8 protein-coding genes are annotated in these 12,984 nt (G+C 70.6%); all 8 read left to right on the forward strand.

Annotated elements, in window-relative coordinates; genetic code table 11:
• Genes NTY77_16800 through NTY77_16835 form a run of 8 tightly spaced genes read left to right on the forward strand, consistent with a single transcriptional unit; the run spans position 1 to position 12,977 of the window.
• Positions 1 to 2,283: a hypothetical protein gene (locus NTY77_16800; protein MCX5797151.1), complete on the forward strand. Its 2,283-nt coding sequence runs from the start codon at positions 1 to 3 to the stop codon at positions 2,281 to 2,283.
• A complete protein-coding gene (locus tag NTY77_16805; protein ID MCX5797152.1) occupies positions 2,262 to 4,442 on the forward strand; it encodes a UvrD-helicase domain-containing protein in 2,181 nt (726 codons plus the stop codon). Before NTY77_16800 ends, NTY77_16805 begins: the two co-directional genes overlap by 22 nt.
• A complete protein-coding gene (gene gatC / locus NTY77_16810) occupies positions 4,443 to 4,730 on the forward strand; it encodes an Asp-tRNA(Asn)/Glu-tRNA(Gln) amidotransferase subunit GatC (GenBank protein MCX5797153.1) in 288 nt (95 codons plus the stop codon).
• Positions 4,727 to 6,172 (forward strand): tetratricopeptide repeat protein, encoded by a 1,446-nt coding sequence (locus NTY77_16815; protein ID MCX5797154.1) that lies wholly within the window; start codon positions 4,727 to 4,729, stop codon positions 6,170 to 6,172. Before gatC ends, NTY77_16815 begins: the two co-directional genes overlap by 4 nt.
• A complete protein-coding gene (gene gatA, locus NTY77_16820; GenBank protein ID MCX5797155.1) occupies positions 6,169 to 7,629 on the forward strand; it encodes an Asp-tRNA(Asn)/Glu-tRNA(Gln) amidotransferase subunit GatA in 1,461 nt (486 codons plus the stop codon). Before NTY77_16815 ends, gatA begins: the two co-directional genes overlap by 4 nt.
• Positions 7,622 to 8,032: an NUDIX domain-containing protein gene (locus tag NTY77_16825; protein ID MCX5797156.1), complete on the forward strand. Its 411-nt coding sequence runs from the start codon at positions 7,622 to 7,624 to the stop codon at positions 8,030 to 8,032. Before gatA ends, NTY77_16825 begins: the two co-directional genes overlap by 8 nt.
• A gap of 14 nt (positions 8,033 to 8,046) precedes the next feature.
• Positions 8,047 to 9,486: an Asp-tRNA(Asn)/Glu-tRNA(Gln) amidotransferase subunit GatB gene (gene gatB, locus NTY77_16830; GenBank protein MCX5797157.1), complete on the forward strand. Its 1,440-nt coding sequence runs from the start codon at positions 8,047 to 8,049 to the stop codon at positions 9,484 to 9,486.
• Positions 9,483 to 12,977, forward strand: a complete 3,495-nt coding sequence (locus NTY77_16835) for a tetratricopeptide repeat protein (GenBank protein ID MCX5797158.1) — start codon at positions 9,483 to 9,485, stop codon at positions 12,975 to 12,977. The genes gatB and NTY77_16835 overlap by 4 nt, the downstream gene beginning before the upstream one ends.
• Positions 12,978 to 12,984: the final 7 nt, after the last annotated feature.

The raw sequence follows: 12,984 nt of genomic DNA on the forward strand, positions 1-12,984 counted from the left end.
GTGGCGGATCCGCAGGGGCGGCTGGAGACGGCGCGGGCCGCTCTGGCGCGGGTCCCCGCGCTCCTTTGGCTGGCGGCGGCCGTCGTCATCTTCTTCTGCCGCGCGGATGCCTCCCCGCTGGGCTTGTCCGCTCACGGCGATCCCCGTGACTGCGCCGTCGGGGAGGCCTTGGTCCATGGGTTGCGCGATCTGGCCGATGCCGACCCCGCCGCGATCTCCTGGAGCATGCCCCTGCAGGGGGTCCTCTGCGATCTGTCGTTCAATCATGCTCCGCCGGCGGTGGGCCGCCTCCTGCCCGCGCTCTTTTGGCTGGCCTCTTTGGGACTCGTCTTCTCCCTGGGGCAGGGCTTGCATTCCGGCCTCTGCGGCGGCTTGGCCGCGCTCGTAGCCGCCCCCCTTCTGGAGCGCCGGTTCAACTATGAGGCGGTCTACACCGTCCTGATGCTGACGACGGCGAATCTCCTGGTCCAGCGCGCCCGGTCGTCCCGCCTCAGGGGCAGCCTCCTGCTGGCCGGGGCGTTGGGCTTGAGCCTCCTGGAGCGCTCGGTGCTATTCCTTTTCGGGCCGCTCCTGGCCCTGGGCGAGGGCCTGCGCGGGACCGCGCCGGGACGCCGAGCCGCCGTCATCCTGGCGCTCGTCCCATTCCTGTTCCTCCTGCCGTGGGTGGGGATGAATTGGCGCTGCCACCGCGAGCTCGTCCTCTTCGAGAGGGGGCGGGCGGACAACAACATCGCGGCCGGGGCTCTCGGGCTGCGCTCGACCGTGGAAGGCGGCGTGGTCCTGATGACGGGGGCCGGCCGCGGCGGCGTGCTGACCTGGGCCGTCGGCGAGATCGCTTCCCATCCGGGACGCTACCTGGCCGCCGTGGCGATGCGGCTCTGGCTGCTGTTCCGCCTGCATCCCCTGCTCTTCGGGCTCTCCATCCTGGCGGCTTGGCGGCTGCGCGGCGCCGGCGCCGCGCGGCAGTTGGCCCTTCTGGCCGGCTACACCATCGGGGTGCATTGTCTCATGGCGGTCAAGCCCTCGTATCTCATCCCGCTATGGCCCATCCTGGCCGCGTTGGCCGCCAGCCTGCCGGCTGATGTCATCATGGGCGGGCGCGGCCGGGCGGGCGCCGCCGCGTTCTCCAGAGCCTCGACTTTGGCGGCTTTCTGGGCGGTCTTCGCGGCCGGAGCCTTCACGCTGTACCGTCTGAGCCTGTACCCCCGGCCGGCCGCGACCACTGACACCGCGCTCGCGGCCCACCCCGCCGATGCCGGCCTCTGGGCGCAGCGCGCGCGCCTGCGCCTGAAGGAGGGGCGGCCCGCCGAAGCCATCGCGGACCTGCGCCAAGCCCTGCTCCTGCGGTCCGACCCTGAGGTGCAGCTCGACTTGGCTTGGGCCCTTCTGGCCCGGGGCGGCCCGGGCGCCGACCACCTCCAGCGCCTCGGCCCGCCGCCGGACGGTCTTTGGCGGCGCAAGGAAGCCCAGCTGCGCATGCTGGCCTTTCTGCAGCGCGGCCGCGACCGGGAGGCTGCCGCGGCCCTGTCCGAGGCCGAGAGCCTCTGGGCGCAGCCGTATGCGCTGCCATTGGGCGGCGCGCCTGGCGACCAGCGGACGCAGGATTGGCTCATGCGCCATGATGACAGCCTGCGCGAACAGGTCTGCTCGCTCATCGCCGGGTGGCCCGGCCCGCGGCGCTTCTCGTTGGCGGCGGGATGGGAAAGGATCGCCCGGCGTCCCGCGCGGGACTACCGGGCCGAACCCTTGTGCGGCCGGGACCGGTCCGCCGGCTGGTGGCGGGAGTCGTCTGAATACGGCCGCAGCGACGTCCACGCGCAGGAGCTGCGCGCGCTGGCGCGCGAGCAGCGCCTGCGCCCGTCGGCGGGGGAGCTCCTGGAGCCGGCTTTGGCCTGCCAGCGGTCGGGGGACCAGAGCGGGGCCCTCAGGCGCCTGGAGGGTCTGGCGCGCGAGCATCCTCGAGAGGCGGCGGTGCTCAACGCCCGGGGCATCGTGAGAGCGCTGCGCGGCGAGATCCCGGCGGCGGTGCGGGACCTGCGCGCGGCCATCAGGCTGGACCGGTTCCTTTTGGACGCTTACCTGTCCTTGGGCGCGGTCTACGCCGGCGCCGGCCAGGCGGCCGAGGCGCGGCGAGTCTACGACGAGGCGTTGCGGCTCGACCCTAGGCTGGTCGATCCGCGGCTGCGCGGGATGATCCTCGCGCAGGGCCGGAGCCCGCGGCAGGAGAGCCCAGGCGGGCCGGATAAGGTAAAATATCACGAGTGGAAACGTGCCCGGCCATAGACCTTAACTCCCTCAACCCCCAGCAGAAGGAGGGCGTGCTCCATCCCGGCGGGCCCCTGCTGGTCCTGGCCGGGGCGGGCACGGGCAAGACCCGGGTCATCACCTACCGCATCGCGCACCTCATCAGCCGCGGCGTGGCGCCGGACCGGATCCTGGCCGTCACCTTCACCAACAAGGCCGCCGGCGAGATGCGCCGCCGCATCGAGGAGCTCGCCCCGGGCAAGGGCGCCTTGGTCTGGGCCCACACCTTCCACGCCTTCGCCGCGCGCCTGGTGCGCCGCCACCATGACGTCCTCAAGCTCAACCGCCACTTCACCATCTACGACCAGTCCGACCAGAAGCGCCTGGTGGCCGAGGCCATGAAAGCCGTGGGCCTGGAGGACCAGGACAAGAAGGCCTCCATGTACGTGAGCGTCATCTCGCGCGCCAAGGACGACCTGCTCGACGCCCAGTCCTACTCCATCCACGCCATGACCACCGGCGATCCGGCGCGCAAGACCGCCGCCGAGATCTACCTGGCCTACCAGCGCAAGCTCGACGCCTCCGGGTCCCTGGACTTCGGCGACCTCCTGCTCAAGGCCTGCGACCTCATGCGCAACCATCCCGAGGTGCGCTCCCACTACCAGAAGTTCTTCGAGCACATGCTCGTCGACGAGTACCAGGACACCAACCACGCCCAGTACATCCTCACCAAGACCCTCGCGGCCCAGCATCGCAACCTCTGCGTGGTGGGAGACGACGACCAGGGCATCTACTCCTGGCGCGGCGCCAACGTGCGCAACATCCTGGAGTTCGAGAACGACTTCCCGGAGACCAAGGTCGTCACTTTGGAGCAGAACTACCGCTCCAGCTCGCGCATCCTGGAGGCCGCGGGCAGGGTCATCCGCCACAATAAGACCCGCAAGCTCAAGACCCTCTGGACCACCAAGCCCGCGGGCGAGTCCGTGGTGGTGCAGGAGCTGCCCAGCGAGATGGAGGAGGCGGGCTGGGTGGTGCGCCGCATCCGCGGGCTCCTCGACCAGGGCCGGTCCTTGCGCGAGACCGCCATCTTCTACCGCACCAACGCCCAGAGCCGCTCCTTCGAGGAGGCCCTGCGCCGCGCGGGCCTGCCCTACGTCATCGTGGGCGCCATGCGCTTCTACGAGCGCAAGGAGATCAAGGACGCTCTGGCCTACGCCCGCCTCATCCTCAACCCGGCCGATTCCACGAGCCTGCAGCGCGTCATCAACGTGCCCGCCCGGGGCATCGGCAAGACCAGCCTGGACCGCATCGCCAGCTTCGCCGAGGCGCAGGGCATCAACCTCTGGGAAGCCTTCACGCGACAGGCCCAGATCCCGCAGCTGACCGCCTCCTGCCGCCGCGCCGCCGCCGAGCTCGTCCATGCGGTCGAGAAGCTGCGCGCCGACGCGGCGGGCGTGACCGCCTCGCGGGCCATCGCCCTGATCCTGGAGCAGACCGGCTACTGGGCCTGGCTCGAGGGCCAAGTGGCCACGGACCCGGAGGCGGCCGGCCGCCTGGCGAACCTGCAGGAGCTCATCAACTCCTCCAAGGAATACGAGGAGAAGGCCCCGGCCGACGCGGCCCTGGACCTCTCCCATTATCTGGAATCCGTGTCCTTGCAGACCGACCTCGACGCCTACGACCCCAACAATCCGGCCGTCACCTTGATGACCGTGCACCTGGCCAAGGGCCTGGAGTACCCCGCCGTGTTCCTGACGGGCATGGAGGAGGGGCTCTTCCCCATCGGCTCGGGCAACGCGGTGCCGGAGGAGCTCGAGGAAGAGCGCCGGCTCTGCTACGTGGGCATCACGCGGGCCCGCGAGCTGCTGCACATCAGCTACGCCTCCACGCGCCGCATCTTCGGCCAGGTCTACGCCAACCTGCCTTCGCGCTTCATCGTGGAGGCGCAGCTCCTCTTCCAGGGGACCCCCGCTTCTCCCGCCGTCTCCGCCGCGGCCCCGGTCCCGGCGACTCCCCTCTCCCGCCGGCTCTCCGCCTGCGGGGCCAGGGTCGGGATGCGCGTGACCCATCCGGAATTCGGCGGCGGCAAGGTCTTGGACGCCGCCGGCTCGGGAGACAATCTGAAGGTGGCCGTGCTGTTCGACAACGGGCACTCGGCCAAGTTCCTGGCGCGCTACGCGCCCCTGGAGAAGGAGTAGATGTCCATCACGGCCGAGGAGGTCCGCCGCATCGCGGCGCTGGCGCGCCTGCGGCTCTCCGATGAGGAGGCCGCGCTCTACGAAGGGCAGTTCGGCCGCATCCTCGAGCTGGTGGCGGAGATCTCGGCGCTCGACACCTCGCAGACCGCCGCCACCACGAGCGTGTTGGGGCTCTCCAACGTCATGCGCGACGACGTGCCCAAGCCCTTCTGCGAGCCGGAGCGCCTCCTGGCCCTGGCCCCGGAGAGCGAGGGCGGCTACTACAAGGTCAAGAAGGTGCTCGCATGAGGGCTTGCCTCCTGGCGGGCCTGCTGGCCGCGCTGCCGGGACGCGCCGCGGCCAAGGGCCCGCCTCAGCCGGGCCGCGAGGCTCAGAAGACGCTGGCGGCCGCCATCGCGCTCTATGATAAGTGCGAGTTCGGGGCGGCCCTGGTGCGCTTCAACAAGGCGCTGGCGCTCTTCGACGGCTGGAAGACGGCCTTGGGCCACCGCGCCCTGTGCCGCTGGAACATGGGCGACCGGCGGGGCGCGGACCAGGACGCCCTCATCGCGAACCAGCTCAGGCCCAACAACGCGGCGTCCTTCACCTCCCGCGGTCTGGCGCGCTTCGTGCTCAAGGACTACCCGGCCGCGGAGGCTGATTTCGCTCAGGCCCTAGGACTCGACCCTGACACAGCCGAGGCGCATTTCGGCCTGGGCAGCGTGGCCAGCGCCAAGGGGGACCTGGGCCGGGCGCTGCAGAGCCTGGGCCAGGCCGTGCGCGCCAACAACGACTTCGCGACGGCCTTCTTGGTGCGGGGCACGGTGCAGGAGCGGCGCAAGGACTACCCGGCCGCGATCCGGGACTTCGACCGCGTGCTGGAGATCAACCCGCGCTTCGTCTGGGCGCACTTCTACCGGGGCAAGTGCCGCCGCGAGGTCAAGGCCTACCGCGAGGCCCTGGCCGACTTCAACGAGTTCATCTCGGAGCACCCGGACTTCGCGGAGGCGGTCTACCTGCGCTCCAACGTCCGCTTCCTGGCGGGCGATTACTCGGGTGCCGAGTCCGACCTCGACATCGTCATCTCGCTCGATCCCAAGCGGGGCTTGGCCTACTCCAATCGCGGCCAGGCGCGCGCCCAACTCGGCGACCGGGCCGGGGCCCTGGCCGACCTCAAGAGGGCTTTGGAACTGCTTCCGGACAAGCGCGCCAAGATCCAGGCCGCCATAGACAGCATCGAAGGCGCGCGGTCCCAGGCCGCTGATGCGGCGGTCCTGGAGGGCGGGCGCAGCGACGCCGCCGCGCCGTCGCCCGCGTCGGAGACTTCGGAGCCCGCTTTCGTGTCCAGCGAGGAAGGCCCGGCGCGCAAGCGTCCGGCGCGCAAAGCCGCGGCGGTGGACGATGTGGATGCCGCACCTGGCCAGTCGGCACCTGCTTCTGAGAAGCGGGTGCCTGCGTCGGCGCAGGCAAAGCCTGCGCCGCGCAGGGGTCTCGACCGCCTCGACGAGGCCGCGGCAGGGCCGGCCGCCGCGGCGGACCTGGACGTGCTGGGGGCCGGCCCGGACGAGGCCAGGCCGGAGCCCGCCGTGACGAAGAAGCCCAAGGCCAAGCCCGCCAAAGCCAAGCGCAAGGCCGCGCTGGACGAGGACTCCCCGGAGCCGGGCCGCAAGGGCGCCGCGCCGGAGGGGGACCCGCAGAAGAGCCCGGGGGAGCGCAACGCCGGCCAGGAAGAGTCCCTGCTCATCGAATGAGTCCCGCTCCAGCCGCAGCCCTCGCGCGCGACGTGGCTTCCGGCCAGGCCTCGGCTGAGGAGGTCCTCCGGGAGCACTTGGCGCGCATCCGCGCCTGGGAGCCCAAGCTGGGCGCCTATATCCGGGTCCTGGAGCCGGAGGCCCTGGCCCAAGCCCGGGCCGTCGACGCCAAGCGCGCCCGCGGGGAGAAGCTGGGCCGCCTGGCGGGCGTGCCCGTGGCGGTCAAGGACAACATGCTCGTGCGCGGCGCGGAGACCACGGCCGGCTCGCGCATCCTGCAGGGCCACGCCGCGGCCTACGACGCGACCGTGGTGCGGCGGCTGCGCGACGAGGACGCGGTGCTCATCGGGCAGACCAACATGGACGAGTTCGCCATGGGCTCCTCCACCGAGAACTCGGCTTTCCAGGTCACGCGCAATCCCTGGGACGCCGACCGGGTGCCCGGCGGCTCCTCCGGCGGGTCGGCGGCCGCCGTCTGCGCCGGACTCTGCAGCCTGGCCCTGGGTTCGGACACGGGAGGCTCGATCCGCCAGCCCGCCTCCTTCTGCGGCGTGGTGGGGCTCAAGCCCACCTACGGCCGGGTCTCCCGCCACGGCCTCATCGCCTTCGCCTCTTCCTTGGACCAGATCGGTCCGCTGGCCCGCAGCGTCGGGGACGCGGCCTTGGCCCTCTCGGTCATCGCGGGGCCCGACCCCCTGGACTCGACCTGCGCCACCATGCCGGTCCCCGACGATCTCCAGTCTCTGGGAGCCGGCGTGAAGGGCTTGCGCGTGGGGCTGCCCAAGGAATACTTCGTGGCGGGCTTGGACCCCGAAGTGGAAGCGGCCGTGCGCGCGGCCGTGGCCACCCTGGGCAAACTCGGCGCCGAGGTGCGCGAGGTCTCCCTTCCCCATACCCGCTACGCGGTGAGCGCCTATTACATCCTGGCCCCGGCGGAGGCCAGCTCGAACCTGGCCCGCTTCGACGGCGTGCGCTACGGCCGCCGCAGCGCTCGGGCGAAGAACCTCGAAGAGCTCTACGAGCTCTCGCGCGCCGAGGGCTTCGGGCCCGAGGTCAAGCGCCGCATCATGCTGGGGACCTACGCCTTGAGCGCCGGCTACTACGACGCCTACTACGGCAAGGCCCAGCGCGTCCGCACGCTCATCAAGGGGGATTTCTCCGCGGCCTTCCAGCAGGTCGACGTCATCGCCGCGCCCGTCGCGCCCACCGCCGCCTTCCGCCTGGGCGAAAAGACCTCGGACCCGGTGGCCATGTACCTCGGCGACGCGTTCACCATCCCTTCCAGCATGGCGGGCAACGCCAGCCTCTCGCTGCCCTGCGGCCGGACCAAGGCGGGCCTGCCCATCGGGCTCCAGCTCATCGCGGACTCCTTCTGCGAGGGGACCTTGCTGCGCGCGGCCGCGGCCTATGAGCGGGCCGACCCATGGCTGGAGCTGCCGGAGCCGGCCCGTGCTTAAGGAGATATCGGCGGGCGGCTTGGTGGTGCGCGAGGGCAAGGTGCTTCTGGTCAAGGTGGAGAACCTGGAAGGCGAGGTCCGCTGGACCTTTCCCAAGGGGCATCTGGAAGCGGGCGAGGGTCCCCGCCAGGCGGCCCTGCGCGAGGTGGAGGAAGAGACCGGCTGGGCCTGCCGCATCCAAGCGCCGCTGACCACGGCGCGCTACCGATTCCTGCGGCACGGCCGGGAGGTCTCCAAGCAGGTCAGGTGGTATCTCATGGCGCCCCTGGAGAAGGTCGGCAGCCGGGACGGCGACGAGATCATGGCCGTGCGCTGGGCCGCTTTCGCCGCGGCCCGCAAGCTCATCAGCTATCGCAGCGACATCGAGCTCTTCGAGGCGTTCCATAAGCGGGGGGCGGCGTGAGCGCGGACTTCGAGATGGTGGTGGGCCTCGAGGTGCACGTCCAGCTCGCCACCCGCACCAAGCTCTTCTGCGCCTGCGCGACCGACGGGTTCGGCGCTCCCCCGAACTCGCGGGTCTGCCCGCTCTGCACGGGCCAGCCGGGCGTGCTGCCGGTCCTCAACCGCGCCGCGGTGGAGCTGGCGTTCCAGGCGGCCCTGGCGCTCAACTGCCGGATCGCACCGGCCTCGGTGTTCGCGCGCAAGAACTACTTCTACCCGGACCTGCCCAAGGCCTACCAGATCTCCCAATACGAGAAGCCATTCTCCACGGACGGCTGGCTCGACCTGCCGGCGCCCCAGGGTGCCGGCAGGCGCATCCGCATCCATCGCATCCACCTGGAGGAGGACGCGGGCAAGCTCCTGCATGCCGTCGGCTCGCGGGAGCTCGACCATTCCTTGGTGGACTTCAACCGCGGCGGCGTGCCCTTGATCGAGGTCGTCAGCGAAGCCGACCTCCGCTCCCCCGATGAAGCCGCCGCCTACCTCAAGGCCTTGAAGGAGATCATCCAGTACGTCGGGGTGAGCCGCTGCGACATGGAGAAAGGCGAGCTGCGCTGCGACGCCAACGTGTCCGTGCGGCCCGCCGGCCAGGCCGAGTTCGGCACGCGCACGGAGATCAAGAACCTCAACTCCGTGCGCGCGGTCAAGGACGCCCTGGAATACGAGCACCTCCGGCAGACCGGGCTCCTGGCCGCGGGCGGCCGGGTCAGCCAGGAGACTTTGCTCTGGGACCCGCAGGCCGGCGTGACGCGGCCCATGCGCTCCAAGGAAGGCGCCGAGGACTACCGCTACTTCCCGGATCCCGACCTGCCGCCCTTGGTGGCCGACGCCCGTTGGCTCGGAGAGCTCAAGGCCCGCCTGCCGGAGCTGCCCGAGGCCCGGCGGGAGCGCTTCGCCTCCCAATACGGCCTGAGCGCCGACGACGCGGAGCTCCTCGCTTCCACGCGCGCCCTGGCCGACTACTTCGACGCCGCGGCCAAGGGCCTCAAGCCCGCCGCGGCCAAGACCGCCGCCAACCTCATCGCCACCGAGTTCCTGGCCCGGCTCAACGCCGAGGGCCTGGCCCCGGAGGCGGCGCGCCTGCCGGCCGCGGAGCTGGGCGCCCTGGCGGCGCTGGTGGAGGACGGCACGCTGTCTAGCAAGGGCGCCAAGGCCGCCTTCGCCGCGCTGTGGGAGGGCGGCGGCTCGGCCGCGGAGGTCGTGGCCAAGCTCGGCTTGGCCCAGGTCTCCGACGAGGCGGCGGTGGCCGCCTGGGTCCAGTCGGCTCTGGCCGCCAACGCCAAGGCCGCGGCGGACCTCAGGGCCGGCAATGCCCGCGCCGCGGGCGCGCTGGTGGGCGCGGTCATGAAGCTCTCCAAGGGGAAAGCCAACCCCGTCATCGTCAACCGCCTGATCCAGGAGTCGCTCAAGCCATGAAGACCCTCCTCGCCCTCTCGGTGCTGCTCTGCGGCGCTCCGGCGCGCGCCTACGACGCCATCCACTTCCTGGAGCCCATCAAGTCCCCGGAGATGCTCAGGCCCGTGGCCGCGGCCGTCCACGACTCGCGGCTCTACGTGCTCGACGAGAAGAGATCGGCCCTCTTGGTCTGCGAGCTCGGCGGGCGGCTCCGCAAAGCCGTGGGCCGCAAGGGGACGGACAAGTCGAGCTTCGACTCGCCCCGCGGCGTGGCGGTGGGCCCGGACGGCCGGGTCTACGTGGCCGACACCGGCAATTCGCGCATCAGGGTCTTGGACGGCGACGGGGAACCCCTCTGGTCGTTCGGGACCCGCGGCTCGGAGCGCGGCATGCTCCGGTCGCCGCAGTCCGTGGCCGTGGGCGGCGACGGCCGGGTCTACGTGGCGGACACGGGCAACGACCGCGTGCAGGTCTTCACCGCCGAGGGCATCCTCCTCTACGTCTTCGGCTCCAAGGGCAAGGAGGGGGGGCGCTTCAAGGAGCCCACCAAGGTGGTGGTCGACCCCGCGGACAACATCTACGTGCTCGACAGCGGCAACGAGCGCATCCAGAAGTTCGACCCCTCGGCGCGCTTCGCGCGCGAGTTCGGCGCGCAGGGCAACGATTTCGCGGTGGACGCCTACGGCTTCTTCTACGAGCTCGACGCCGGCAACGGCAAGGTCATCGAGCGCGGCCCGGACGACGCGGTCTTGGGCAGGTTCGGCAGCATCGGCTCGGGCGTGGGCCAGTTCAAGAAGCCGGAGGGCATCGCGGTGGCCCCGGACGGGATGGTGCTCGTGCTGGACGCGGGCAACTCGCGCATCCAGCGCGCGGAGGTCAGCAACAAGCTCAAGACCGAGCTCCTGGCCCCCAACCTGCAGACCAAGCTCACGGTCTCGGGGCCGAGCCGCTCCTGGCAGCAGGCCGCCTCGGCCCTGGCCCCGTTCGGCGACGAGCTCTACGCCTACCTGCCTCTGGCCGGGCAGTTCGCGGTGTTCGACGGGGAAGGCCGGGTCAAGGCCCGCTTCGGCGCCAAGGGCGGCCAGGCGCCGGGAGGGGTCTCCGGCACTCAGGGCTTCGCGGTCTCCAAGAAGCTGGGGGTCTACGTGTCGGACACGCCGGCCAACCGCATCCAGCGCTTCGCGATCGACGGGACCTTCCAGGACACCATCGCGGCGAGCTCCGGGCTTTTCGACAGCAAGAAGAAGGAAGGCCGGGTCAAGGACCCGCGCGGGGTGGCCATCAACGACGCGGGCACGGTCTATGTGGCCGACGCGGGCAACCGCCGCATCGACGCCTTCAGCCCGGAAGGGGCGTTCCTTTTCGGCTTCGGCCCGCAGGTCGGGCCCTACACCTTGGTCGAGCCCACGGCATTGGCCTGGGACCAGGGGCGCTTCCTCTACTTCACGGACAAGGGCCTCAAGAAGGTCTTCCAGGTCGAGCCTTCGGGCGCCTTCATCGCGGCTTGGGGCGAGGAAGGCGAGGGCCCGGGCCAGTTCCAGTCGCCCTCGGCCCTGGCTTTCGACGGCCACAACTACCTCTACGTGCTCGACGACAGGCTCTCCCGGGTCTCGGTCTACACCAAGGACGGGCGCTGGCTGACGGACTTCTTCGCGCCCGGCCCGGCGCCCAGGGAACTGTCGGGGCCGACCGCGGTGGCCATCCAGGGCGAGCGCCTGCTGGTCGCGGACTACGGCAAGGCCCGCATCGTGACCTATGACCTGCACCCGCACCTGGCGGCCCCGGTCTCGATCTCGAGCTCGACCAAGGAAGGCGTCGTGAGCCTCTCCTGGCAGGCGGTGGCAGACCCTTGGACCGCGGGCTACCTGGTCAGCCGCTCCACCGACCCGGCCGGGCCTTTCGGCGAGCTGGGGCAGGTGGAGAAGCCGAGATTCCAGGATTCCACCGCGGCCGCGGACGCTTCCTATTGGTACGTGGTCGCGACCGTGGCCAAGACCAAGGACCTGGGGCCGCTCTCCCGGCCCTTCCCGGTCACCGTGCCCGCGGCCTCCAACAAGGCCCCGGTGGAGATCTCCACGGCCACCATCGGCAACATCTTCTCCGCCAACTACAAGTGGTACCTGAAGAACCCGGTGGGCAAGGTGAAGGTGACCAACAACGTCAACGTGCCGTTCCAGAGCCTCAAGCTCACCTTCCGCCTGAAGGAGTTCATGGACTTCGGCTACGATACGGAGATCAAGAGGCTCGAGGCGCGGGAGTCGGTCGAGGTGCCTTTGATCGCCACCCTGAACAACAAGATCCTGGAGGTGAGCGAGGACACGCCGGTGCAGGCGGAGTTCACGTTGACCTACTTCGAGAACGGCAAGCAGGAGACGGTGTCCTTGACCAAGCCTCTGCGCGTGTACTCGCGCAACGCCATCACCTGGGAGGAACCGCGGCGCATCGCCAACTTCCTGACCCCGAAGGACCCGCCGGTCCGCGAGTTCGCGGTCGAGGCCCTGCGCGACCGGCCGCGCTGCGCCGCGGCCGGGGCGTTGAACCCCAACTTGGTGACCGCGATGCACCTCTGGGAGGCGCTCTCCGAGGCGGGGGTGCGCTTCCAAAGCAATCCCAGCAATCCCTACGAGGCGACCCGCGAGGACGCGAACTTCCCCGTGGACTACGCGCAGTTCCCGCGCGAGACCTTGAAGCGCAAGAGCGGGCAGTGCGACGACCTGTCCACGCTGCTCGTCTCCATGCTCACTGGGGCCAACGTGCGCTCCGCGATCCTCGACTATCCGGGGCATATGGCCTTGATGTTCGACACGGAGACGGACGACCCGGCCGAGGCCGGGCTGCCCGGCCCGGCGCTGGTGAAATACCAGGGCACCTACTGGATTCCTCTGGAGGCCACGATGCTGGGGAGCTCTTTCGCGGAGGCTTACCGCAAGGCGCTCTACGCTTACAAGACCGAGGATGAGAAGGGCCGGGTGCGCGTGCTGGACCCGCGCCAGGCCTGGGAGAGCTTCGAGCCGGCGACCTTGCCCGAGGCGGCGGCGGTCAACGAGGCGCCCAAGGCCGATGCGCGCGCCAAGCGCTTCACGGCGGACGCCGAGGACTTTGCCGGCCAGCGCTACGAGTTCCTCAAGAAGCTCTATACGGAGCAGGCGGCGGCAGACGTCCGGGACGCGAGCGCGCACGTGCAGCTGGGCCTGCTGGAGTATCAGAGGGGCGACTCGACCGCGGCCGCGGCGGAGTACGACAAGGCCCTGGCCTTGGACCCGAAGGACGCGGCGGCCTTGAACAACCTGGCCGGCCTGTCCTATTTGGCGGGGGACTTCGCCCAGGCCGAGGCGCGGTACCTGCAGGCGGCCGACGCGGACGGCTCCGACGCGGAGCTGTGGCTCAATCTCGTCAAGACCGGAGTGCGGCTCCAGGACAAGGCCAAGGCGCGGGGCTACGCGGACAAGGCTCTGGCGCTGGACGGGTCCTTGAAGCCGGCGGTGGAGACCTTGCTGGGCGATCTGAAGTGATTCGGGA

Source organism: Elusimicrobiota bacterium, assembly GCA_026388095.1.
In the GTDB taxonomy this organism is placed as follows: Bacteria; Elusimicrobiota; Elusimicrobia; order UBA1565; family UBA9628; genus UBA9628.

What these genes read in the sequence shown, in the direction of transcription:
- gatC (MCX5797153.1), top strand. Translation starts at nt 4,443, where the DNA reads ATGTCCATCACGGCCGAGGAGGTCCGCCGCATCGCGGCGCTGGCGCGC.
- NTY77_16815 (MCX5797154.1), top strand. Translation starts at nt 4,727, where the DNA reads ATGAGGGCTTGCCTCCTGGCGGGCCTGCTGGCCGCGCTGCCGGGACGC.
- gatA (MCX5797155.1), top strand. Translation starts at nt 6,169, where the DNA reads ATGAGTCCCGCTCCAGCCGCAGCCCTCGCGCGCGACGTGGCTTCCGGC.
- gatB (MCX5797157.1), top strand. Translation starts at nt 8,047, where the DNA reads ATGGTGGTGGGCCTCGAGGTGCACGTCCAGCTCGCCACCCGCACCAAG.
- NTY77_16835 (MCX5797158.1), top strand. Translation starts at nt 9,483, where the DNA reads ATGAAGACCCTCCTCGCCCTCTCGGTGCTGCTCTGCGGCGCTCCGGCG.